Below are 23,747 nucleotides of genomic sequence, written 5' to 3'. Positions count from 1 at the left end.
AGTGGAAACGCGGGAGAATCGCCATACGGCCCGTGTGAAGCGAGACAGCGGCTGCCGCGAAGCTAACCGCCCGACCCGCGCCGCAGTTCCTCCAGATTGCCCAGGTGCTGTCGGAAACCCGTCCGTTCTCCGGGCGTCGGCTCAGGAGCCGATCCAGTTGGCGTGGAAACCGCTGGGCACCCGACCGGGCAGGTGCACGACGGCCACCGGCTCCCCGGTGAAGTCGCCGGCGTCGAGCACCACCAGGTCGCTCCGGCCGGTGCGCCCGTCGTGGACGTACGTCAACAGCCAGCCGTCGTCCTCGGCCGAGAGCGGCCCGCGCGGGACGAACACCGCCTCCCCCGCCTCCCGGTGCGGCCCGAAATCGTGCACCGCCACTTCCCGGCGCAGCAGGTCGTGACGCAGCAGCGCCGAGCCGCCCAGCACCCCCGCGCCGGACTGCATGGCCACCGTGTAGGCGTACCGGTGCCGCATCGTCTTGCGGCGCTCGTCGATGCGGGGGAACTCCTGGGGGATGTCGTCGAGCTGCTCGGCGGCGACGGTGCCCCGGGTCAGGTCCAGCGTCCAGCGCCACAGCGTCGGCGCGGACTCCCCCGGGGCGTGCAGGTCGCGGTCGAAGACCCGGTCGTGGCGCACCACGTCGACCACGCAGGTGTCGTCGACCTCGTAGGCGTTGACGGGGTGGAAGACGTAGCAGGGGTCGACGTCGAACCAGCGCACGTCGGCGCCGCGCCCCTCGCGGGGCAGCAGCCCGAGCCGCGCCGCACGCCCGCGCTGCCACGCGTACGGGAAGCGGGAGCCCGCCTGGGCCAGCGTCGGCGAGAAGGTGACCGGGAGGTCGAACAGCACCGAGTGCCGGTCGGTCAGCGCCAGCGAGTGCATCAGCGGCGGCCCGGCGACCTCGATGCGCTCGCTGCGGCGCACCCGCCCCTCGGGGGTCAGCACGAGGTGCTCGACGTAGGGCAGCTCGTGGTAGTAGGCCACGGCGAACAGCTCGCCGGTGACCGGGTCGCACTCGGCGTGGGCGGCGAAGCCGTGCGGCAGGGTGGCGTCGAAGTCGATGCGGGCCACGGAGCCCAGCTCGTCGTCCAGCTCGACCGGCAGCACGCCGGCCTCGCCGAGGGCGAGGGTGCGCCCGCCGTGCCGGATGACGTTGGCGTTGGCATTGTCGGACAGCCCGTGCCGCGGGCCGGGAAGGGCGAGCTCGCCCAGGGCTCGGGTGGTGCGGTCGGTGCGGATCCACCGGTTGCGATACCACAGCGCGCGGCCGGAGCGCAGGCGCACGCCGTGCACCATGCCGTCGCCGACGAGGGCGTGGCCGGGCCGGTCGCCGCCCACCGGGTTGGGCCCGATGCGCACGAAGCAGCCGTCCAGCTCGGCGGGCAGCCGCCCGGTGACCGTCAGGTCGAGCTCCGTCGCCTCGGTGGCGACGGGGCGCCGGTTGTCGTTGCGGTAGGGGGTTCTGGGGGCGAGGGCGACGACGCTCATTGCGGCCTCCACGAGCTGGGGCGATCTTTTTGCGTATCGCGGTTACGTAACAGCGTTACTTCATCGAAGGTACGCCGGGCGTGAGATCATGTCAACGTGAGTCCGCGCCGAATCGACCCGACCCTGGCGACCGCCCTGCTGGAGGCCGCGGCCAGACTGCTGGCCGAGGAGGGCGCCGCCGGCCTCACCACGCGTCGCCTCGCCGCCGCCGTGGGCGCCTCGACCACGGCCGTCTACACGCACTTCGGCGGCATGGACAACCTGGTCCGGGCGATGGTGCACGAGGGCTTCGCCCGGCTGCACCGGCGGATGTCGACCGTGCGGGCCACCTCCGACGCGGTCGCCGACGTGATGGCGCTCGGCTACGCGTACCGGGCCAACTCCCTCGACCACCCGCAGCTCTACCAGGTCATGTTCGGCAGCGCCGCGCTCGGCGGGTTCGCTCTGTCCGAAGGCGACCGGCAGCACGGCAAGTACACGCTCCAGCCGCTGGTCGACGCGGTGGCCCGGGCCACCGAGCAGGACCGGTTCCGGGCCGGGGACCCGCTGCTGGTCGCGCAGAACATGTGGATCGCCCTGCACGGACTGGTGAGCCTCGAACTCGGCGGCTACCTGATCGACCCGTACGACGCCGACGTCTGCTTCGAGGCGCAACTGCGCTCGCTGATGGTCGGCGCGGGCGACGACTACGAGGCGACCGCCGCCTCGCTGGCCCGGGCCCGCCGGCGGCGCTCCCCCCGCGCCTGACAGCACGCCGACGGCGACACGGCGCGGCGGAGACCGCGCGGCGACGGCGCACGGCGGTCCTGCGCCCCGCGACGGCGCACGGCAACGGCGGAGAAGCGACGCGCATCCCCCGGTGTGATGCTCAGGACGGGTCCCGAGCACGTCCGCAATGGAAGCGCATCCACTCCTGTCCGCCCACGCCGGCAGGATCGCCCATCCCCCACGCACCGAAGGACGCCGATGATGCACGGAATCGATTATCTGGTGGTCGGATCCGGCTCCGCCGGAGCCGCGCTGGCCGCCCGGCTCAGTGAGGACCCCGCCCGCCGGGTGCTGCTGCTGGAGGCGGGCCCCGACTTCGCGACGGTGGCCGAGACGCCGACCGACCTGCTCGATGGCAGCGCCATGTCGATGGACCGCCACGACTGGCACTTCAAGGCCGAGATCACCGACCGGCGGCGGATCATCTTCCCGCGCGGGAAGGTCACCGGCGGTTCCTCCGCCGTCGGCGCGACCATCGCGCTGCGCGGCACCCCGAACAACTTCGACGAGTGGGCCGAGCTGGGCAACCCGGCCTGGGCCTGGGACGAGGTGCTGCCGTTCTACAAGCGGCTCGAGGACGACCAGGACTTCGACAACGAGTACCACGGCAAGGGCGGCCCCATCCCGATCCACCGGTTCACGCCCGACGAGATGACCCCGGTGCAGCACGTGTTCCGCGACGCCTGCGTCAAGGCCGGCTTCCCCGAGGTCGAGGACCACAACCACCCGGAGGCCACCGGCGTCGGCCCCATCCCGTCCAACCGCCAGGGCAGCCACCGGTTCTCCACCGCGATGGGGTACCTGGCCGAGGCGCGCGGCCGGGAGAACCTGGAGATCCGCTCCGGGGTCCAGGTCAACCGGGTGCTGTTCACCGGCAACCGGGCGCGCGGCGTCGAGGTCGCCAAGGCCGGCGGCGGCACGGAGGTGATCGAGGCCGGCACCGTCGTGCTGGCCGCCGGGGCGGTCAACTCGCCCGCCATCCTCATGCGCTCGGGCATCGGCCCGGCCGGTGACCTGCGGCGGCTGGGCATCGACGTGGTGCTGGACCGGCCCGGGGTGGGCGCGGACCTGATCGACCACCCACGTACCGGCGCGTTCATGGTGCCGCAGGAGGGGAGCTTCAGCCCCGAGGACCCGTTCCTGCAGACGATCCTGCGGACCACCGCGCCGGGGTCGACGGAGTTCAACGACCTCCAGTACTACATGATCAACCACTTCGACCTGACGCTCTTCCCCGAGCTGCAGATGCTGGCCGCCGCGAAGACGATCTTCGGGGTGATGGTCGTGCACCAGCGGCCCGAGTCCCGGGGACGGCTCACCCTCACGTCGGCCGACCCCACCGCCCCGCCGGACGTCGTGCTCAACTTCCTCGACACCGAGCGCGACATCCAGACCCTCGTCGACGCCGTACGCCAGTGCTGGCAGTTCATGCAGACGGCGGGCATCAACGACCAGGGGCAGCGGTTCGTGGTGCTCGGCGAGGACATGGTCGCCGACGACGAGCTGATGCGCCACTACGTCAGGCTCAGCCTCGACAGCGGCTACCACCCCGTGGGCACCGCCCGGATGGGCGCGGCCGGCGACGAGGGCGCGGTCGTCGACGAGCGGCTGCGGGTGCACGGCACCGAGGGCCTCTACGTCTGCGACGCCTCCGTCATGCCGTCGATCGTCAACTGCAACACCAACCTCACCTCCATCATGATCGGTGAGCGGCTCGCCGACTGGCTCCGGCAGTCCTGACCGGTCCCCACCGACACGGGCGTCCCGCGGTGCGAAACCCCGCGGGGCGCCCGTCTCACTGTGGGTCCTGGGGGGCCGGGCCTGGGGTTTCGGGGCCTGCCTGGGGTCTCGTGGCCTGGGGTCTCGCGACCTGGGGCGGTCCGGGAGCGGGCACGGTGGCCGGCGGCGCGGCGCGGCGCGTGCCGCTTCCCGGCACACTCGCGTGCCGACTAGGGAGCTGAGTCAGCTACGACATCACGTCGGATCACGCCGGCCAGCGCGGCGCCCCGGGGGCCGGGCCGGTGCCGCTCGGCTCGCCGACAGGCACTGCGCTGGCCGGTGATGTCGTAGCTGACTCAGCTGCGTAGGCGCCGGCGGGACCAACCTCTACCGACCGCTGCAGGCGGGACCGACCGCCGCGCGCGGGTTCCCCGCGCGCCCTCGCGCCGGCACCGCCGGCAGGCCGGCACCCCAGCCGTCTGAGACAGGCAGCGCCCCGACAGCCGCCGCCCGACGCGACGCGGGCCGCCCGCCGGATGGCGGACGGCCCGCGTCGCGACCACGCGGTGTACGGAGCGCCCAGGGGGGTGTGGGACCGACGCTCCGTACACCGCGGTCGACAGGCGCGCTGGGGGCGCCTAGACCGTGTTCTCGCTGACCTTTCGCGGCACCGGCACCGGCGCGGGCTGCTGCGCCTCGGCCGTGGGCACCGGCTCCTGCCGCTCGGCGGCGGACGACGAGGGCCCGGCCGGGACGCCCCGGTCCCGCAGGCCGATCCAGATCAGCGCCACGGACACCAGGATCACCACGATCTGCACCTGCATGGCGAAGTGGACGCCGTCCAGCACGTCCGTGCGGGCGGCCACGAGCGCCCCGAAGATCGGGATGCCGATGGTGACCGCGATCTGCTGGGCCAGGGTGGCCAGGCCGGTCGCCAGGCCCTGCTGCGAGTCGTCCAGGCCGGAGGTGGCGGTCACCGTGTAGGCGACGACGGCCGTGACGTGCCCGAAGTACATCAGGAACAGCGACGGCACGATCAGGGCCAGGCTCGGCGTGGTCGACGTGCCGGTCAGCAGCAGCGGCACGGTGGTCAGGCCCTGCGCCAGCAGGCCGACGGCGAGGACGTTGCGGTAGCCGTACCTGCCGATCATGCGGCCGGCGATGACGCCGGCGACGACGGCCACCAGGCCCGGCCCGCCGAACACCAGACCGGTGGTGAACGGGGCCATCTTGAGCACGTCCTGCATGTAGAGGGTGAGGCCGAAGTTGACGCCGCTGGCCATCACGAAGGCGACGATGCCGCCGTAGTTGCCCCACTTGATGTTCGGCCGGTTGAGCAGGGTGAGCGACACCAGGGGCGCCTTGGCCTTCAGCTCGACGAACCAGAAGGCCGCGATGAGCACCGCGCCGACGACGAGGGCGATCCAGCTCTGCATGCTCACGCCGTAGACCAGGGCGAGCAGGCCGGCGGTGACCGTGACGGCGCCCGGCACGTCGAGCTTGACGCCGGCGGGACGGACGCTCTCCTTGATCACCAGCGGGGTCAGCACCATGATGGCGACCGCCACCGGCACGTTGATCCAGAACGCCCAACGCCAGTCCAGGGCGCTGACCAGGCTGCCGCCGACCAGGGCGCCGACGGTGAAGCCACCGGAGAGCAGCGCGCCGTTGAGGCCGAGCACCCGGGCCCGGGCCCGCTCGTCGGAGACGGTCGTGATCAGCAGCGCCATCGCGGCCGGGATGGCGATCGCGTTGGCGAAGCCCTGCAGCACGCGGGCGCTGAGCAGCATCGCCGCGTTGGTCGCGAAGCCGCCGAGCAGCGAGGCCACGGTGAGCAGCGCGATGCCGGTCAGGAACAGCCGCCGCCGGCCGAACAGGTCGGCGATCCGGCCGAACAGGAGCGTGAAGCCGGCGGCGGGCAGCGCGTACGCGCTGGCCACCCACGGCAGGTCGGCCAGCGAGAGGCCGACGCCCTCCCCCATGCGGGGCAGCGCCACGTTGAGGATCGAGAAGTCGACCGACAGCATGAACTGCGCGCCGAGCAGGACGAATAGGGCAAGTTTCTGCGCGGAGCTGAGCTGCTCCGACGTGCTCTGGTTCTCCGCCATGACCACGAACCCTAGGTAGCCGCGGCCCTGCTACCCATCTCCCTGCCATGCGTACCACTGGCAGTGGCACCCTCGGCACCCGCCGTGCCGGTCCCGTTCCACGCTACCCGCACGGCGCTCTCTTCGAGCTTGCTCTATTTCCCGCCCGCCGTCGAGAGGCACCGGCTGCCCGGGGACCGCGGCCCCGGGCAGCCGGCGGGCGATCAGTCGACGAGCACTCCGCATCCGACGGTGGTGATCGAGCCGGTGAGGCCGCTGGACAGGTCCGAGGCGAGGTACACGGCGGTGCCGGCCACGTCGGCCAGGGTCACCGCCCGGCCCAGCAGCGGGTTCGGCATGCCCGGCTTGGCGGCGAGCATGTCCTCCAGCGTCGCCCCGTTGGCCTCGGCCGCGCGCCGCCACGTCTCGCGGACGTACGAGCCGTGCTGCACGCTCTCCGGGATCGCATCGGGACGCAGGCAGACCACCCGCACCCCGAACGGGCCCACCTCGCCGGCCAGTTCCCGGGCCAGCGACTCGATGCCGGCGCAGGCCACGCCGAAGCCGCCCGAGGGCATGGGCGCCCGCGCGGCGGACGTCGACAGCACCACGATGACGCCGCTGCGCCGCTCCACCATCCGCCGCGCCGCCGCCGCCGTGGTGAGGAACTGGGTGCGCACGAAGGTGTTCATCGGCAGCAGGAAGTCGTCCAGGGACAGCTCGCGCAGCGGGACGCCCTGCACGTGGTCCAGGCCGACGGCGTTGAACGACACGTCGATGCCCCCGGCCCGCTCGGCGACCAGCTCCGCGTGGGCGTCGACCGCCTCCGCGTCGAGCGCGTCGACCTGGTGGGCGTACGCCCGGCCGCCGTCGGCGGCGATCTCCTTGGCGAGCATCTCGACCCGGTCCAGGTGGTGGCCGGCCAGGTACACGGTGGCGCCCTCCCGGGCGTAGGCGCGCGACACCGCGCTGCCCAGCGCGCCCGCGGCGCCGTAGACGATCGCCGTCCTGTTCTCCAGCAGCATGTCTGATCCCCTCGTCGTGGGCGGGTCCGGCGGCGCCGGACCAGGTTCGTCAGACCGACGGGCGACCCTCGGGGAAATATACATTTGCTGCCGATTTATTTGGCTTGATCCGCAGAGGTGCCGGTCACCTCCGCCAGGCGGTCCCGCAGGTAGCGGCGCTCGACGTCGTTGCCGGCGAGCCCGAGTGCCCGCCGGTACGCCCCGGCCGCGTCGGCCCGCCGGTCCAGCCGGCGCAGCAGGTCGGCGCGGACGGCCGGGACGAGGTGGTGACCGGCCAGCTCGCCGGAGCGCTCCACCTGCTCCAGCAGCTCCAGCCCGCGCAGCGGGCCGTGCGCCATCGCGACCGCCACCGCCCGGTTGAGCAGCACCACGGCCGAGGGCGTCAGCTCGGCCAGCTCGGCGTAGAGCCCGGCGATCTGGGCCCAGTCGGTGCGCGCGGCGTCGGGGGCGCTCGCGTGGCAGGCCGCGATCGCCGCCTGCACCTGGTAGGGGCCCGGCCGCCCGTGGCGCAGCGCCCGCTCCAGCAGGTCCACCCCCTCGGCGATGCGGCCCCGGTCCCACCGCCGGCGGTCCTGCCGCTCCAGCGGCACCAGGTCGCCGTGCGCGTCCGTGCGGGCGTCGCGCCGGGCGTCGTGCAACAGCATCAGCGCGAGCAGCCCGAGGGTCTCCGGATCGTCGGGCAGCAGCCGGGCCAGCAGGCGGGCCAGTCGCACGGCCTCCGCGCACAGCCCGCGCCGCAGCAGGTCCGCGCCGGCCGTGGCGGCGTACCCCTCGGTGAACAGCAGGTACAGCACCGCGCGCACCGCGGCGGCCCGGCCGGGCAGCTCGGCGGCCGGCGGCAACTCGCCGCGCAGGCCGGCCTCGCGGACGCCGCGCCGGGCCCGCACCAGCCGCTGCGCGAGGGTCCCCGGCGTGACCAGGAGGGCGCGGGCGATCTCGGCCGGGCCGAACCCCACGACGGTACGCAGGGTCAGCGCGACCTGCGACGTCAGCGACAGCGCGGGATGGCAGCAGGTGAAGATCAGCCGGAGCTGGGCGTCGCGGATCACCGGCGGCACCGGCGGGGCGTCGTCGTACGCCGACAGGGTGACCGCGGCCTCGCGCAGCCGGGCGGCGGCCATGCTCTCGTGCCGCAGCCGGTCGACGGCCCGGTTGCGCGCCACGGTCGTCAGCCAGGCCCCGGGCCGGCGTGGCACGCCCTCGCCGCGCCAGCGCTGCACCGCGGCGGCGAACGCGTCCTGCACGCAGTCCTCGGCCAGGGCCCGGTCCCCGGTGAGGGCGACCAGTGTGCCGACGAGCTGGCGGTATTCCCGGCGGAACGCCGCGGCCACCGCGGCGTCGACCGTGAAGGTCACCGGCTCCAGACCGGCCTCACCTCGATGGCGCCCAGCTCGGCGAACGGGTGCAGGGCGGCCAGCTCCGTCGCCTCGTCGAGGTCGGCGCAGCGCAGCAGGACGAACCCGCCCACCTGCTCCCGGGCCTCGACGAACGGCCCGTCGGAGACCAGCGTGGCACCGGCCCGGGAGCGCACCGTGCGGCCGGCGCGGCCGGGGCGGAGCCGCTGCCCGCCCGCGAACGCCCCGCGCCGGCGCACCTCGTCGAGCCAGGCCCGGTGCCGGGGGTGGTCGTCGATCTCCGCGGGGCTCAGCTCGCCGGCCTCGTCGTGATAGATCACCAGTGCGTACTCCACCCTCGCCCTCCCAGGTCCGCGCATTACAACGAGGCAGCACGCAGGAAGAAGCGGGGGGTGTTCGGCTCGGCCAGTCTTGGTGCAATCCATGCCCGCCGAGGAGGCATCCCATGCGTCAATCACAGGTCACCGTCAACGGTGTCGACATCGCATACCGTGAGTTCGGCGAGGGCCCCCTGGCCCTGCTGGTGCACGGTTTCCCGTTCACCCCCAACTCGTTCCGGTACCTGGTGCCGGTGCTGGTCGACGCCGGCTACCGGGTGGTGACGCCGTGGACCCGCGGCTTCGCCCCCAGCTCCGTCCCGCCGCCGGGCCGCGAGCACATCCGCGACATGGTGGCCGACGTCAACGCCCTGCACGAGGTGCTCGGCGGCGACGAGCGGGCGGTGCTGATCGGGCACGACTTCGGGGCCGCCGTCTCGTGGGCCGCGGCCGTGCAGGCGCCGGAGCGCTGGTCGCGGCTGGTCGCCTGTGACGTGCCGCCGTTCCAGTTCTTCGGCGAGTACCTGCTCGACCCCCGGGGCATCAACGTCCAGGCCCACTTCTGGTTCTTCCAGATGGCCGCCGCCGACGAGCTGGTCGCCGCCAACGACCTGGCCTTCCTGGAGTTCATGCTGCACAAGTACTCCCGCGACGGCTACGACGTCACGCAGGACCTGGCCGACATCCGGGCCGCCCTGGGTAAGCCGGAGAACCTGCACGCCGCCCTGGGCATGTACCGGACCAACTTCCCGCCGGCGACGTTCGGCACCCCCGAGTGGGGGGCCGAGCAGGGGGCGCTGTGGGGCGCCCTGCCGACGCAGCCGACGCTGAACATCTTCGGCGTGCAGGACGTCGCCTTCGCGATGAACGAGGAGAAGCTCGCCCGGATCGTCGAGGCCCTGCCGAAGGGGTCGGCCGGCGCGCTGGTCCCCGACTCGCGGCACGTCCCGCTCACCGAGCAGCCGGAGATCACCAACGCCCACATCCTGCGCTTCCTGACCGAGACGGCCTGACCGTCCGATCAGGACACTAGTCCGGCTCCGGCCGGGTCCGGCGGACTCCGCCCGCCCGGCCGGAAACCGTTGGTACTCCTACGGTGGGTACCACTGACAGTGTCATGCTCGTCGGTCATACTGAGTCGCATGAATCCGCTGGGCGAGTTCCTCCGATCTCGACGCGGCGTCATCCGCCCGCAGGACGCCGGCCTGACCCGCTACGGCGAGCGCCGGCGGGTCTCCGGGCTGCGCCGCGAGGAGCTGGCCCAGCTCGCCGGGGTCAGCGTCTCCTACTACACCCGGCTGGAGCAGGGCCAAGCGCACAACGTGTCCGACGAGGTGCTCGACGCGGTCGCCCGGGCGCTGCAGCTCGACGGCGACGAGCGGGCCCACCTGTTCGTGCTGGCCCGCCCCGGCCGGGCGACGACCGGCCGGGCCGCCCGGTCCCACACCACGCCGCCGGCCCTGCACCAGATGCTCGCGATGATGCCCGACGTGCCGGCGATGGTGCTCGGCGCCGCGACCGACGTGCACGCCTGGAACCCGCTGGGCCACGCGCTGCTCGCCTGGCACCTCGACGAGGCGCCCAACATGAGCAGGTCGGTCTTCCTCGACCCGCGCATGCGCGAGCTGTACGCCGACTGGCCGGGCAAGGCCCGCTCGGTGGTGGCCTACCTGCGGATGGCCGTGGGGCGCTACCGGGGCGACCGCCGGGTCGTCGGGCTGGTCGAGGAGCTGCTGTCGCGCAGCCCCGAGTTCGCCGGCATGTGGGCCGAGCACCCGGTGAGCACCTGCGAGACGATGACCTACGACATGGCCCACCCGGTCGTCGGGGCGCTGACGGTCAACCAGCACACGCTGCGGCTGGAGGACACCCCCGACCTGATGCTGGTCACCTTCACGGTCGAGGCCGGCTCGCCGTCGGCGGCGGCGCTGCGGATGCTCGGCGGCATCCCCCGCCGCGCCCCCGCCCCGGCGCCCCCGCCCCGGCACAGCGTCACCGTCCCCTGAGTCGTCCGCGCACCCGGGGCCGCCCCCACCCGCGGGAAGTCACCTCCGCGGGGCCGCCCCGCGCACACGGCGGCGGCCGGCTCCCCGGGGACGGCCTGCGCCGCCCGGCCGGGAACCGGCCGCCCCGACGGGTGGAGCGCCGCCGCGCCCCACCACACCGGCGTCACTGCGTCCCGGCCTCCGCCGGCTGCGCGGGCGCGCCGTCCTGGCGCACCCGGAACTTGTTGACCCCGGTCCACCAGTTCTCGCCCGGGTTGACGGCCTCGTCGGAGTCGTAGCGGTCGTGGTGACGCCACCAGTCCCACGGGTGGGCCAGCCCCTCCTCCTGCCGCCCCAGCGGGGTGACGTCGAGGTAGTTGTAGGTGTTGATGAACACCTCGCCGCCCCGGTCGAACACCGAGCTGGCGTGGTAGATCTTCTCGCCGTCGCGGATGAACGAGCTGACCGCCGGCAGCTCGCCCTTCTCCATCGAGACGTTGAAGTCGTAGTTGAAGTCGCTGCCGAACGACGAGACCCACGGGATGTGGCTCCAGCCCATCCGGGCCTTGAACTGCTCGATCTTCTCGATCGGCGCGCGGGCGATCATGACGAACGAGGTGTCCCGCGCGTGCATGTGCGACAGGTTCCCGACGTTGTCAGCCTGCATCGAGCAGCCGACGCAGCCCTCCTTCGCCTCCGGGGCGAACATGAAGTGCCGCACGATGAGCTGGCGGCGGCCCTGGAACAGGTCGAGCAGCGTCACCCGGCCCGAGGGCGAGTCGAACACGTACTCCTTCTCCACCGGCACCACGGGCATGGCCCGACGGGCGGCGCTGAGCTGGTCGCGGGCGCGGGTCAGCGCCTTCTCCTCCTCCAGGAGCTGCTCCCTGGCGGTGGTCCATTCCTCACGCGAGACGATCTGCGGAAAAGCCATCGTTCCTCCCTCAACGGTCGCCGCCGGGCCGGGGGGAGGCCGGGCGACACCTGCGAGCCTGGCACGGGCCCCGCATGCCGACTTCTCCCCTCGTGCCCTTCCCCGCCCGTCCTGTGTGGACGCCGGGCAATGACGCCGGGCAATCCGGAAGAGGTTGCGGCACGCGGAGTGTGACAGCGTCGAGGGCGCCTGGCCGACACGACCCCGGTCGATCCGGTCGCCCCGTTGAGGAGGACACGTGTCCACGACCACCGAAGCACCCACCCGCGAGGAGCTGGTCCAGCGGGCGGCGGGTCTCGTCCCGCTGATCCGCAAGCACGCGGCGTGGCAGGAGGAGAATCGTCGGCTGCACGACGAGACGGTAGCCGCGATCGAGGAGGCGGGGCTGTTCAAGCTCCGCACGCCCCGCCGCTACGGCGGGTACGAGGTGGACACCCGCACGCTCGTGGCGGTCGCCACCGAGCTGGGCCGGGGCGACGCCAGCACCGCCTGGGTCACCTCGGTGCTGTGGATCCCGACCTGGCTCGCCGGCCTGTTCCCCGACGAGGCACAGGACGAGGTGTTCGCCGTCCCCCACGCCCGGGTGTGCGGCACCAACAGCGTCGGCGGCACGGCCGTGCCCACCGACGGGGGCTTCGTCGTCAACGGCAGCTGGCACTTCATCAGCGGGGCCCACCACGCGCAGTGGCAGGAGATCGCGGTGGTCGTGGTGCGCCCGGACGCGGAGCCGGAGCCGATCATGGCGCTGGTGCCGATCGGCAGCCTGGAGATCGTGGACGACTGGTACACCACCGGCCTGACCGCCACCGGCAGCGTCACCACCGTGGCCCGGGACCTGTTCATCCCGAGCAGCCACATCATCCCGATGAGCGCGGCGATGATCCCGCAGGGCCTGTCGCAGGGCAACGCCGACTCCCCCGTCTGGCGTACCCCGGCCGCGCTGAACGCGGCGGCGTCGGGCGTGGGCGCGGCCGTCGGCGTGGCCAAGTCCGCCCGCGACGAGTTCTTCGACCGGCTGCCCGGCCGGAAGATCACCTACACGGAGTACGAGAACCAGAGCGAGGCCCCGGTCACCCACCTGAAGGTCGGCACCGCGCTCATGAAGATCGAGCAGGCCGAGTTCCACGCGTACCACGCCGCCGACCTGGTCGACACCAAGGCGGCCACCGGCGCCGAGTGGACCCTCGAGGAGCGGGCCCGGGTGCGCGCCGACCACGGCTGGGCGACCCGGCTGGCCAAGGAGGCGGTGGACATCTTCGCCTCCGCCAGCGGCGGCACCTCCATCTACCGGGACGTGCCGATCCAGCGGATCGTCCGGGACGTCAACGCGATGAGCCTGCACGGGTTGATCAACCCCGACACCAACACCGAGCTGTACGGGCGGGTCGTCTGCGGCCTCGGCCCGAACACCCTGTTCGTCTGAGCCGTCCCGCGCGGCTCCCCCAGCCCCGCCGCGCTCTGTCCTGAGCGTTCCCCACACGTGGCGGGCCGCCCGGCGCACCCCCTCGCCGGGCGGCCCGTCGCACCATCGGCGCACCACCGTGACGCGGCCCACGACGGCGTCAGCCCAGCGCGGCGACCCGGGGCCGCAGCCCGTCGATCAGCTCCGGCGGGGCGGCAAGCACCCGGCTGCCGCTCACCTCGACGGCCGCGCCGGCCTCGACGGCGATCACCAGCCCGGCCGCCCAGTCCCACCGGAAGGCTCGGTCCTCGACGTACGCGTCGCAGCGGCCCGCCGCGATCCAGGCCAGGGCCAGCGCGGTGGAGCCGAGCATCCGCACCCCGCGCACGTCGCCGGCCAGGTCGGCGACCACGGCCGCCTGCACCCTGCGGTGGGCCACGTCGTAGGCGTACCCGGTGGCGAGGATGACCTCGTCGAGCGCGGCGCCGGCGGGCCGGGCCAGCGGGACGTCGTCGCGGAACGCGCCCCGGCCCCGGACGGCGTGGAACAGCTCGTCGTGCACCGGGTCGAGGACCACCCCGACGACCGGCCGCCAGCCGTCCGGCGTCTCCTCCTCGCAGGCCACGCTCACGCACCAGAACGGCATTCCGGAGACGTAGTTGACGGTGCCGTCGAGGGGGTCCAGCACCCAGCGCAGCCCGGAGCTGCCGGTGTGGCCGCTGCCCTCCTCGGCGAGGATGCCGTCGTCGGGCCGACGGGCGCGCAGCAGCTCGACGATGTGCGCCTCGCTGGCCCGGTCCGCCTCGCTCACCAGGTCGGTGGAGGCCGTCTTGTGGTCGACCCGCCCGTGGTCGCCGAAGCGCCGCAGCAGCTCCCGGCCGCCGAGCCGCGCCGCCTCCTCGGCGACCCGCCGGCAGTCGTCCAACTCGGCACCGCTGACCATCGTGTTCTCCTCGTGTCGGCCGCAGGGACGGTCGCGATCGTCGCACCGGAGGCGGTCCCGGCACCAGCTCACGCGGACGGCCGGCCGCCGCGCCGTCCCTTGGCCGGATGGGGCACACTGGGGTCGGCGCTCGGGACATCGACGCCCGCCGACCTGCCCCGACACCGCCACGGGGAGGCAGTTCGCCATGGGCACGTTGGGCACGTTGGGCGCGTCAAGCACGGCAGACCGGCTGTTGGCCCGGATCCGGGACGGGATCGTCGGCGAGGGCGAGGTGCTGGACGGCCCCTACGGGCCGCGCCGGATCACGTACGCCGACTACACCGCCTCGGGTCGGGCCCTGGACTTCGTGGAGGACGCCGTCCGGGACTGGGTGCTGCCCCGCTACGCCAACACCCACACCGAGAGCTCCGCCACCGGCCTGGCCACGGGGCGGCTGCGCGAGGACGCCCGGCGGATCGTCCACGACGCCGTCGGCGGCACCGACGAGCACGTCGTCGTCTTCTGCGGTTCGGGGGCCACGGCGGCGGTCGACAAGCTGATCGGGATGCTCGAACTGCGGCTGCCGCACGGGCCGACACACCGCCACGGTCTGCTCGACCGCGTCCCGCCGGGGCAGCGTCCGGTGGTGTTCGTAGGCCCCTACGAGCACCATTCCAACGAGCTGCCGTGGCGCGAGACGTACGCCGAGGTGGTCGTCATCGGCGCGGACGCCGAAGGGCACATCGACCGGGCGGAGCTCGCCGCGCAACTGGCCCGGTACGCGGACCGGCCGCTGCGCATCGGCAGCTTCTCCGCCGCCTCCAACGTCACCGGCATCCTCTCCGACACCGACGCGATCGCCGCGCTGCTGCACGCCCACGGCGCCCTGTCGTGCTGGGACTACGCCGCCGCCGGCCCGTACGTGCCGATCCGGATGGGCGAGTCGGCGCCGGGGGCCGCCGACGGCAAGGACGCGGTCTTCCTGTCGCCGCACAAGTTCGTCGGCGGCCCACAGACGCCCGGCGTCCTGGTGGTGCGCCGGGACCTGGCCCGCAACCGGGTGCCGACGACCCCGGGCGGCGGCACGGTGGCGTTCGTCGACCCGGTCGGGCACCGGTACCTCGACGACCCGGTCGCCCGGGAGGAGGGCGGCACGCCGGCGATCGTCGAGTCGATCCGGGCGGGGCTGGTGTTCGCCCTCAAGCAGGCCGTCGGCACCGAGGTCATCCGGGCCCGCGAGGAGCGGCTGTGGGCGCGGGCGCTGCGCCGCTGGTCGGCGAACCCGGGGATCGAGGTCCTGGGCGGCACCCGGGCCCGGCGGCTGCCCATCGTGTCGGTGCAGATCCGCCACGGCGACCGTCACCTGCACCACAACTTCGTCGTCGCGCTGCTCAACGACCTGTTCGGCATCCAGGCGCGCGGGGGCTGCTCCTGCGCGGGGCCCTACGGGCACCGCCTGCTGGCGATCGACGAGGAGCGCTCCCGCGCGTTCCGGGAGGAGATCGCCCTCGGCTGCGAGGGGATCAAGCCCGGCTGGGCGCGGATCACCTTCACCTACTTCATCTCCGACGTGGTCGCCGACTATCTCGTCGACGCGGTCGACCTGATCGCCCGGCACGGGCACCGGCTGCTGACCGACTACCGGTTCGACGTCGGCAGCGGCCTGTGGCGGCACCACCGCGGCCCGGGGCGGCCGCTGCGCCTGACCGACCTGGGACCCCTGCTGACCGGCGGCCCTATGGCCGTCGGCCGGCGGGAACGGGTCGGCGAGGAGGCCCTGGCCGGACACCTGCGCGAGGCGCGGCGGATCCTCGCCGGCCGCGACGACCGCCTCGACGAGGGCTCGACCGGCCTGCCGTCGGGCGTCGAGGCACTGCGCTGGTTCCACCTTCCGCCGGCCTGCACGGCACCCCCGGACGCGCCGTCGTCGCCCTGACCGGGGCGGTTCCGGTGGCGCAGGCCCGGGTGGCCGGGCGCGGCCGGCCGGGCAGTCACGCCCGACCGGCCGCCCGCGTCAGTTGATGGTCACCGAGTAGGTGCTGGTGGTGACCTGGCCGTTGCCGGTGAAGATCTCCGGCCCCGCCTGGACGCTGGTCAGGTACTTGGAGCTGCTCATCCAGCCCCGGGCGACCAGGTCGTTGGTGAAGTCGCGGATGTTGAGGTTCACGTTGGTGGTGTTGCTGGTCCGCACGTACGAGTAGACGTTCCACGTGCCGACGTAGCCGCGCCAGATCTCCCAGGTCGTGCCGGCGATGGTGACCGTGCCCTGGCGGCTGCCGGCGGGGGACGCGTTGGAGCGGTAGAGCCAGATCATCAGCTCGTCCGAGGGCTGGTCGGCGGAGCCCGGGTTGGCGATCGGGTGCAGCCAGCAGTCGTAGGCGACGTTCTGGTTGACGGTGCCGTTCTGCGTGACGGTGAACTGCCAGCTGGTGTTGACGTTGCGGTTGGCGGACAGCTGCACGGGCAGCCCGGTGTTCTGCCGCCGCCAGCCCCAGTGCCAGCCCAGGATCGCCGCCGCGAACGACTTGACGGTGCCGGCCTGGCCGCTCCAGTTGTAGCTGGTGCCCCACGAGATGCGGTCACCGGAGCCGCCGCTGGTCCAGATGCACTGGCTGCCCGAGCCGGTGCCGGCGCCCCACTGGTTGTTGGGGATCCAGTACTTGCCGATGTCGATCGCGTCGGTGCTGTTGCACAGCCGGCCCGACGGCGGGTAGTCGCCGATCGGCGGCGGCGTGGTGGGCGGCGGCGTCGTGGGCGGCGCAGTGGTGGTGGGCGGCGGGGTCGTCGGGGTCGTCGGGCCGTTGCAGGTCACCCCGTTGACCGCGAAGTTGGTGGGCACCGGGTTCGCGCCGCTCCACGAACCGGTGAAGCCGAAACCGACGGTGCCGTTGGTGGCGACCGCGCCGTTGTACGCGACGTTGGTCGCGGTCACCTGGGCGCCGCTCTGGGTCACGGTGGCGTTCCACGCCTGGGTCGCCTGCTGCCCCGCGGCGTAGGTCCAGGTGAGCCGCCAGGAGGTCAGCGGGTCACCGAGATTGGTGACGGTGACGTCGGCGTTGAAGCCGCCCGACCACTGCGACGACACCGCGTAGCGTACGGCGCACCCGGCCGCCGCCGCCTGCGCCACGGCCACCCCGGCGGCCGCGACGGTGACGGTCGCGGCCGTGCTGACGGCCAGCAGGGCCAGCCGCTTTCGATTCCCCATGACTTCTCTCCTTCGGTCCGGCCACCCCCGTGTCCCTCTCCGCTTCCGCCTCACCTCCGCCACGCCCGTCCGCCGATCTTGCACCTGCGGCCCCGACACATGGCGCCGACCGCCCATGCGAGGGGCCCGAACTGCAAGATCGGCGAGCGTGGAGATGGGCGGAGCGGGGTGGCGGCGGGGCAGGGTGGGGCGTGGTGGAGAGGGGCGAGGGGCGGGTGGTGGTGTTAGCGTTAACAGTCCCCGGCGGGCCGGCGGCTTCCCATGGCCCGGTTGCTGACGGACGCGGCGACCCGCATGGCGAACTGCCCGGAATCGCCAGGTGGATGCGGCCTCAGACCCGGACGACCCGACCATCCATCGACATGCGTCGCTATGACGTTACGGCAGCCGTCAGCCACCGTCAACGCCGCCGCCCCGCGTCCCGGCGCACGCCCGCACCAGCACCGGCCAGGGCGACGGGCGCGACCACGGCCGCGCCGGACCCGACCGGGATCGGATCCGGCGCGGCAGCGGCGTCACACCCGGCTCGGGGCCGCCGAGAAGTCGCCGGTGGCGGTGCCCGCGCGCACCCGCCGGGAGACGACGACACCGAAGACGGCGGCGGTGAAGAACATGACGAAGCCGTACGTCACCGACGGCATCGCCATCGTCGAGTTGTCGAGCAGCGTCGGGCTCATCCCGATGGTGATGGCCAGGCTGGCGTTGTGCAGGCCGATCTCGAAGGCCGAGGCGATCGACTCCCGCTCGCCGACGCGCAGCAGCCGGGGGCCGAAGTAGCCGAGGCCCATGCTGATCAGGTTGAACGCCACCACCGCGAGGATGATCTCGCCGAGGATGTCGAACACCTCCGAGCCGAGGCCGGCGATCACACTGGAGATCATCAGGATCAGCACCACCACCGACAGGACCTTGACGGCGCGCTCCAGCCGCAGGGCGGCGTCGGTGAATCTCGCCCGGATGGCCATGCCGATCGCGATCGGGATCAGCACCAGGGCGAACACCTGGATCACCTTGTCGAACTGGAGGCCGATCGAGCTGTCCGAACCGACGAAGCCCGCGACCGACAGGTTCACGATGACCGGCAGGGTGAACAGCGCGAGCACGGAGTTGACGGCGGTCAGCGAGATGTTGAGCGCGAGGTCACCCTTGAACAGGTGACTGTAGAGGCTGGCGGTGCTGCCGCCCGGCGAGGCGGCGAGCAGCATCATGCCGACCGCCAGCTCGGGCCGCAGGTCGAACGCGACGACCAGGCCCAGGCAGATCGCCGGCAGGATCAGCATCTGGGAGACCAGACAGACGACCATCGCCTTGGGGTAGCGCACCACGCGGCGGAAGTCGTCGAGGGTCAGCGTGAGGCCGAGCCCGAGCATGACGATGCCGACAGCGATGGGAAAAAGTATGAGCACGGTGTCGTTACTCATGATGACTCCGCCTTCCGGGAGTAAGAGATCCATGAGTTTCACACCGCCGGCCACCACCCCGGTTCTCGAAGATTGCCCTATGCGCAGCCCTTGTCGGCGTCAGCTGCACAGTGACGCAAGACGTCCTCGGTCAGGCCGAAGGTGGCCGCCGGGCACGGGTGCGGGGCCAGGGGCCAGGAGCCCGGATCAGGCCCGGTCAGCCCCCGACAGGTAATGCTGGAGCCGTGCGTGGCGGAACTGGTAGACAGCTCCGACCTGACGCAGCACACCCCGGTCTCGCGCGTCCGACAGGAAGGCGAACGTGCGCCACGGCAGGCGGCCCCGCAGGGGCAGCCAGAGTCGTATCAGGACCAGCCATTGCCCCCACGCGCTCGTGAGTGCCCACATGAGCCCGGTCGCGAGCCCGACCACGACGCCATACACCGGCCCGGAGATGAACGACGCGAACACGGACACCGCGCAGCCCAGTTGGAGCAGGGTCAGGATCGTGTGCCTCCGATCACCGGACAGGGCGCTCGCGGGGCTGACCTCCGTGTCGATGTCGATCCAGCTGTGCGATGCGGCCGTGACCGCCATCGACAACCCGAGGGCCAATCCGAATGCGATCACGAACGAGGACCCGATCGGGGGCCCGATGAGCCAGGCGAGAATGCTGCCGGCCGTCAGCCCAGCCATGAGCCCGAGCCAGAGCATGCTCACCAGGTGCGGGAGGCGACGGCGGAAGTCGAAACGCGTGCGGGCGGGATCGGGCCCCTCCGCGGGCACGCAGGTGACGTTGGCCAGCACCTGCGCCACGAAGCCCCCCATCAGTGGCCCCACGAAGGAAACCGGCTCGAGATGAAGCGCCCGCGACAACCCGAATCCGCCGAACGTCGCTGCGGGATAGAACGCGACGAGAAACGCCCAGAAGCGGTGCACCTTGGGTATGCCGTTCCGTAGGCGCCACCAGGCGATGTCGCGGCTGTCGGACTGGTCGAGGTGCGAGGCGAGGTGGGCCAACCAACGGTGGGCGCGCTCGGGCGGCCAGTGGCGCCCGTTCCTGCCAGCGTGTTCGTACACGGCGGGCAGGTAGGCGGCGACGAGGTGTCGTTCGATGGCCTCGCAGTCGGGAAACCGGGCCGCGTCGAGCAGCTCAAGCGGATCGTGCTCGGGCGTGTCCCCATAGACGGTGCGGGCCAGGGAGAGCATGAGCGGCGTGGACAACGCCCGCCGTACCGCGCTGTTGGCCGGGTGCGCCGGCTGCTCACGGAGCCTGTCCAGGACCGGATCCCACACTCCGCAGTGGTCACCGTCGCGGAGGACCTCCCGACGGGTGGTGCGGGAGAGGTAGTCCTCGATGTCGTGCAGATCGAGTGCGGCCAACTCGATGCCGGCAGCCCCACTGAGAACACGTCCCCTGCCGATGGCAGCGGTGTACTCGGTGGGCCTGCTGGTGAGGACGAGAGGCATTCTCGGGACGTCGTTGAGCCGCTTCAGCGCCCGGTTGCGCAGACCCCTGGGGATCTCGTCGAATCCGTCGAGGATCGGCAGGATCATGTGGGCCTTGAGCAGTTCGGCGGCCAGGTTCGGGAGCCCGGACCGCGCTGGGGCCAACCCTGGATAGTCGCGTGCCAGCTTCGCGGTCAACCAACCGGCCAGGTCCGTGGTGGTCGGGTCCCAGGCGGCGACGCTGACGATGACCGGCACCCGGTCCCCGGGCTGGCGCACCTGCAGCAGATCCAGCGCCAACCGCGCCGCCAGGACCGTCTTCCCCGACCCGTCGGAACCCAGGACGACCAGCCGCCTGGACGGAATGCTCAGGTACACCTGCGCGATCTCGCTGAGCCGCCCGTCCAACTGGATCGGTCGGCTCTGTGCGCGTGCCGGAGACCGGCCGATGTTCTTCTTGTGGTCGAAGAACGTGTCGACGGCCTTCCAGCGCAGGGACAGGGCGACCGGATCATGGATGCGGCGGCGCTCTTCCTCCCCTTCCCACTGATGCTGCACCGCCTGGCCGAGTTGTTCGGCCACATCGGCCACCGAAGGCACGCTCACGGGCGCCGAACGGGACGCCTGCCGGTGCTGCGACCAGACCGCGATCGTGGACACCAACAGGCTCACCATGGCGACCCAGAGAGAGGCCACGCTGCTCATCTGGTCACGGGTGGGCAGGTCCGCGTCGAGGTAGTCCCCGACGACCGGCCCCGCCAGGTACCACACCAACGCCACCATGCCGACACCGGCGAGCACCCAGGGCCAGCGTCGTGTCGCCGTCCGGCGTGGACCTTCCGTCAGATTCATCGACGCCTCCTCCCCGACCGCGATGGAGATCACGACGAACCATTCGGGGGACGGCAGCCTGAGCAGGCCTACGAACAGGTCGGTCCAGACATCCCGTCCTCCGATGGGGCCCGGGCCGCCGGGCTCCGGTGAGACAACAGTTTATCCCTTGTGGACGAGCCGGTGTGGCCGCGGTTTTCGGAACGGTCGAAAGCCTGCTCGACCAGGGATCATGACCAAGTTCTTGACCGCTCAACTTTCCGCCGTTAATTTGACGTACGTCAATGATTTTTGGGAGGAACGCCGTGCTGCTGAGGTCCCTTGCCCTTGCCGTATCCGCCGCGAGCCTGCTGGCCACCGCGCCCGCCGCGTCGGCGGCGCCTTCCGGGGCGGCAGAAGCATGGCCGCCTGGGAACTGCGCGCAGGGCACGTTCTGCGTCTGGCCCAACTGGGCGTACCCGAACCCCGCCCCCGTGGAGACTCCGTCCCTGGTGAGCGCCGGCGAGTGGTCCGGCAGCGCCCCGGCGAAGACCTACTACAACTACACGCCCCGCAACGTCGACATGAGCTACTCCTACACCTGGCCGGACGGGTCGACGAGCTACTACACGCTCTGCACGCCCCCCGGTGGCAACATCTTCTATCTTCCGGTGACGGTGACGCAGCTCAGCTGGCACGAGGGCTCCTGCTGACACCCGCACCTCCTGCCCACGTCCCCGGGGGTCGCGACTACGTTGACCAGTCGTGCACCCCGTACTCGATCACGACCTGGCCTTGCGCGACTGGGCCGTTGCCCTGGCCGGCGCGGTCGCGCTGCTGGGCGCCTCCTGGGCGCTGCTGATCCTGCTGGCCCGCCGGCTCCCGCCCGGCCTGCTGCGGGACCTCGCCGCCTTCGTCCCGGACTGCGTCACCATGGTCCGGCGGCTGCGCCGGGATCCCCGGGTGCCCCGCCGGGCGAAGCTCGCCATCCTGCTCGCCGGCCTGTGGGTGGCCAGCCCCGTCGACCTGATCCCCGAGTTCCTGCCCGTCATCGGCCCCCTCGACGACATCGTCGTGGTGGCGCTCGCCCTGCGCTACGCCGGCCGGCAGGTGCCCCGGGACGTCCTGTTGGCCGCCTGGCCGGGCGAGACCCGGCTCATCGAGCGGCTCCTCGGCACGCCCTCGGCCAGTCAGGGCACCGCCTGACACCCCCGGGCGGCACCGCTGCGCTGGCGTGCCGACTCGTAGAGCACGACGGTCGCGGCGGCCGCCGCGTTCAGGGAACTGGCGGCCCCGGTCATCGGGATCCGGACGAGCTGGTCGCAGGCCGCCCGCCAGCCGGCGCTGAGACCGGTGGTCTCGTTGCCGATCAGGAGCAGCGTGGGCTGCGTGAAGTCGTACTCGGCGGCCTCCAGTGGGCCGTGCTCGTCGGTGCCCACCACGCCGACGCCGATTCCGTCGGCGCGAAGTCCGGCGACCCAGGACAGGACGGCCTGGGGTGCGGGCGCCCGGACCACGGGCAGCGCGAAGAGCGAGCCGGTGCTCGCCCGCACCGCCTTCGGGTCGTACACGTCGGCGGCGTGGCCGGTGACGATGACGCCGGACGCGCCGAAGGCGTCCGCGGACCGGATGAGGGTGCCGATGTTGCCGGGGCTGGTGGGCCGGTCGAACACGACGGTGAGCGTGGTCGGCCCGGCCGGGATGCGGGACAGGTCGTCCTCCGGCAGCGCGACCACGGCCAGCAGCTCGGGAACCGCGTCCGCCTTGCCGCCCAGTTCGTGCATCAGCTCACCGGAAACGGCGAACCTCTCGGCCCGGACCGCGTCCAGGGTCTCGCGTGCCCAGCCGGACAGCTGGACGTCGGCGTCGTAGAGCAGCTCCCGGATCTGCCAGCCGTGCTCGATGGCCACGGCGATCGGGCGTACGCCCTGCACGAGGAACTCGCCGCGGCGCTGCCGCTTGGTCCGGTTACGCAGCAGCGCCTCCCACTGCTGGAATCGCGCGTTGCGGCCAGTCACCCGCAGACCCACCGTTGTCCCGCCTCCCTCGTCTTCGTCAGCCGCCTATGCCCACCCGAGGCCCTGGCGGATCGCGATCTCCACGGGAGAGTACGCGCCGTCGGCCCGCTCCAGCTCGTACGGCGCGGCCGGCATCAGGGGCGGCTGGGCCAGGAAGCGGGGCCGCGTCCCGTGGTGGGGTTGCGCCGCGTGCACCAGGAACGGGTGGCACAGGAACACGTCGCCCGGGGAGCCGGTGGCCAGGGCGAGGGGCCGGTGGTCGGAGGCGGCCACCAGGTCGGGCGCGATGTCCAGCCCGCTCGCCCCGTCCTCGCCGTACTTCTCGAGCACCCTCGGCACGTCGAGGTGCGAGCCGACCCGGATCCGGGTCGGTGCGTCCTCCTGGCCTACCTCGCTGAACAGGAACAGCATCAGCAGCGCCCGCCCCTGGGAGCGCAGGTTCGTGAAGTACCAGTTCGCCCCCTCCGGCAGGTAGCTGCCCTCGATGTGCCAGCCGGCGTCGTTCGGCTCGTCGGGGTGCGGGAAACGCAGCGGGAACGTGCCCAGCGAGTAACGCGGCTCCCAGCGTCCCGGCCCGACGAGCAGGTCGTACGCGTGGTGGAGGAACGGCGAGTTGGGCGCGGCGGCGAACGGGCCCTGGGCCAGGCCGGGCACCCAGTGCACGGGCTTCGTCCACGTGGCCGGGTCGTCCGGGTCACAGCCCGTCTCCCGCCACAGCAGCCGCGCGCAGTCCGCGGCCACGCGCGGTGCGACGGCGCCCGGCAGCTTCACGAAGCCGTCGCGAAGGAACCGGGATACCAGGGTCGTGTCGTCCATGCCCCCATCGTGCGGCGACACCGGTGCCGGGCACCCGACACTTC

At 72.6% G+C, this 23,747-nt stretch carries 20 protein-coding genes; 8 read left to right on the top strand and 12 right to left on the bottom strand.

All coding sequences use genetic code 11. The features are described from left to right. Positions 1-141: 141 nt before the first annotated feature. Positions 142-1,488, bottom strand: a complete 1,347-nt coding sequence (locus tag LPU61_RS17245) for a carotenoid oxygenase family protein (protein WP_229405486.1) — start codon at positions 1,486-1,488, stop codon at positions 142-144. Between the two features lie 96 nt (positions 1,489-1,584). Here LPU61_RS17245 and LPU61_RS17240 point away from each other — a divergent pair, with 96 nt between their 5' ends. Next, positions 1,585-2,235, top strand: a complete 651-nt coding sequence (locus tag LPU61_RS17240) for a TetR-like C-terminal domain-containing protein (protein ID WP_043969040.1) — start codon at positions 1,585-1,587, stop codon at positions 2,233-2,235. Between the two features lie 219 nt (positions 2,236-2,454). Next, positions 2,455-3,996, top strand: a complete 1,542-nt coding sequence (locus LPU61_RS17235) for a GMC family oxidoreductase (RefSeq protein WP_043969039.1) — start codon at positions 2,455-2,457, stop codon at positions 3,994-3,996. 617 nt (positions 3,997-4,613) lie between these two features. Here LPU61_RS17235 and LPU61_RS17230 read toward each other — a convergent pair. The 4 genes from LPU61_RS17230 to LPU61_RS17215 all read right to left on the bottom strand — a co-directional run bounded on the left by LPU61_RS17230 (position 4,614) and on the right by LPU61_RS17215 (position 8,777). Beyond that, positions 4,614-6,083 (bottom strand): MFS transporter, encoded by a 1,470-nt coding sequence (locus LPU61_RS17230; RefSeq protein WP_043969038.1) that lies wholly within the window; start codon positions 6,081-6,083, stop codon positions 4,614-4,616. A gap of 203 nt (positions 6,084-6,286) precedes the next feature. Next, positions 6,287-7,087 carry an SDR family NAD(P)-dependent oxidoreductase gene (locus LPU61_RS17225; protein WP_229405485.1) on the bottom strand — a complete coding sequence of 267 codons (801 nt, stop codon included), beginning with the start codon at positions 7,085-7,087 and terminating at the stop codon, positions 6,287-6,289. A gap of 95 nt (positions 7,088-7,182) precedes the next feature. Next, the gene (locus LPU61_RS17220; RefSeq protein WP_043969036.1) at positions 7,183-8,442 is read right to left on the bottom strand and encodes an RNA polymerase sigma factor; all 1,260 of its coding nucleotides are present in this window, start codon (positions 8,440-8,442) and stop codon (positions 7,183-7,185) included. Then, a complete protein-coding gene (locus LPU61_RS17215; protein WP_043969035.1) occupies positions 8,439-8,777 on the bottom strand; it encodes a YciI family protein in 339 nt (112 codons plus the stop codon). The genes LPU61_RS17220 and LPU61_RS17215 overlap by 4 nt, the downstream gene beginning before the upstream one ends. A gap of 110 nt (positions 8,778-8,887) precedes the next feature. On the opposite strand from LPU61_RS17215, the gene LPU61_RS17210 reads away from it, so the two are divergent. Together LPU61_RS17210 and LPU61_RS17205 are read left to right on the top strand one after the other, a co-directional pair. Continuing rightward, on the top strand, positions 8,888-9,772 hold the full coding sequence (locus tag LPU61_RS17210) for an alpha/beta fold hydrolase (protein WP_043969034.1): 885 nt from the start codon (positions 8,888-8,890) through the stop codon (positions 9,770-9,772). A gap of 129 nt (positions 9,773-9,901) precedes the next feature. After that, complete coding sequence (locus LPU61_RS17205) at positions 9,902-10,765, top strand: helix-turn-helix transcriptional regulator (protein ID WP_043969033.1); 864 nt, start codon at positions 9,902-9,904, stop codon at positions 10,763-10,765. A 163-nt stretch (positions 10,766-10,928) separates the two neighbouring features. On the opposite strand, the gene LPU61_RS17200 is transcribed toward LPU61_RS17205, so the two are convergent. Then, positions 10,929-11,678, bottom strand: a complete 750-nt coding sequence (locus tag LPU61_RS17200; protein WP_043969032.1) for a DUF899 domain-containing protein — start codon at positions 11,676-11,678, stop codon at positions 10,929-10,931. A 238-nt stretch (positions 11,679-11,916) separates the two neighbouring features. Here LPU61_RS17200 and LPU61_RS17195 point away from each other — a divergent pair, with 238 nt between their 5' ends. Continuing rightward, complete coding sequence (locus LPU61_RS17195; RefSeq protein ID WP_043969031.1) at positions 11,917-13,101, top strand: acyl-CoA dehydrogenase family protein; 1,185 nt, start codon at positions 11,917-11,919, stop codon at positions 13,099-13,101. Between the two features lie 139 nt (positions 13,102-13,240). On the opposite strand, the gene LPU61_RS17190 is transcribed toward LPU61_RS17195, so the two are convergent. Beyond that, positions 13,241-14,023: an inositol monophosphatase family protein gene (locus LPU61_RS17190; protein WP_043969030.1), complete on the bottom strand. Its 783-nt coding sequence runs from the start codon at positions 14,021-14,023 to the stop codon at positions 13,241-13,243. Between the two features lie 205 nt (positions 14,024-14,228). On the opposite strand from LPU61_RS17190, the gene LPU61_RS17185 reads away from it, so the two are divergent. Then, entirely contained in the window at positions 14,229-15,941 is a 1,713-nt protein-coding gene (locus LPU61_RS17185; protein ID WP_229405484.1) for an aminotransferase class V-fold PLP-dependent enzyme, read from the top strand. A 78-nt stretch (positions 15,942-16,019) separates the two neighbouring features. Here the strand turns inward: LPU61_RS17185 and LPU61_RS17180 are convergent, their stop codons facing one another. The 3 genes from LPU61_RS17180 to LPU61_RS17170 form a co-directional block, all read right to left on the bottom strand. Then, entirely contained in the window at positions 16,020-17,210 is a 1,191-nt protein-coding gene (locus tag LPU61_RS17180) for a cellulose binding domain-containing protein (RefSeq protein WP_229405483.1), read from the bottom strand. A 515-nt stretch (positions 17,211-17,725) separates the two neighbouring features. Then, positions 17,726-18,631, bottom strand: a complete 906-nt coding sequence (locus LPU61_RS17175) for a bile acid:sodium symporter family protein (RefSeq protein WP_043969027.1) — start codon at positions 18,629-18,631, stop codon at positions 17,726-17,728. Between the two features lie 186 nt (positions 18,632-18,817). Continuing rightward, a complete protein-coding gene (locus tag LPU61_RS17170) occupies positions 18,818-20,944 on the bottom strand; it encodes an NACHT domain-containing protein (RefSeq protein ID WP_229405482.1) in 2,127 nt (708 codons plus the stop codon). A 419-nt stretch (positions 20,945-21,363) separates the two neighbouring features. Here LPU61_RS17170 and LPU61_RS17165 point away from each other — a divergent pair, with 419 nt between their 5' ends. Continuing rightward, positions 21,364-21,582 carry a hypothetical protein gene (locus LPU61_RS17165; protein ID WP_229405481.1) on the top strand — a complete coding sequence of 73 codons (219 nt, stop codon included), beginning with the start codon at positions 21,364-21,366 and terminating at the stop codon, positions 21,580-21,582. An 82-nt stretch (positions 21,583-21,664) separates the two neighbouring features. Then, complete coding sequence (locus LPU61_RS17160) at positions 21,665-22,075, top strand: DUF1232 domain-containing protein (RefSeq protein ID WP_308102571.1); 411 nt, start codon at positions 21,665-21,667, stop codon at positions 22,073-22,075. Here the strand turns inward: LPU61_RS17160 and LPU61_RS17155 are convergent. Together LPU61_RS17155 and LPU61_RS17150 are read right to left on the bottom strand one after the other, a co-directional pair. Then, entirely contained in the window at positions 22,060-22,893 is an 834-nt protein-coding gene (locus LPU61_RS17155) for a TrmH family RNA methyltransferase (RefSeq protein ID WP_229405594.1), read from the bottom strand. The two genes, LPU61_RS17160 and LPU61_RS17155, sit on opposite strands and share 16 nt — an antisense overlap. A gap of 39 nt (positions 22,894-22,932) precedes the next feature. Then, complete coding sequence (locus LPU61_RS17150) at positions 22,933-23,703, bottom strand: phytanoyl-CoA dioxygenase family protein (protein ID WP_229405479.1); 771 nt, start codon at positions 23,701-23,703, stop codon at positions 22,933-22,935. Positions 23,704-23,747 lie beyond the last annotated feature (44 nt).

It is taken from the genome of Micromonospora sp. NBRC 110038 (assembly GCF_020884815.1).
In the GTDB taxonomy this organism is placed as follows: domain Bacteria; phylum Actinomycetota; class Actinomycetes; order Mycobacteriales; family Micromonosporaceae; genus Micromonospora; species Micromonospora haikouensis.
Note: the sequence above shows the minus strand (reverse complement) of the source record. Positions and strands in the feature narration are given on the sequence as shown.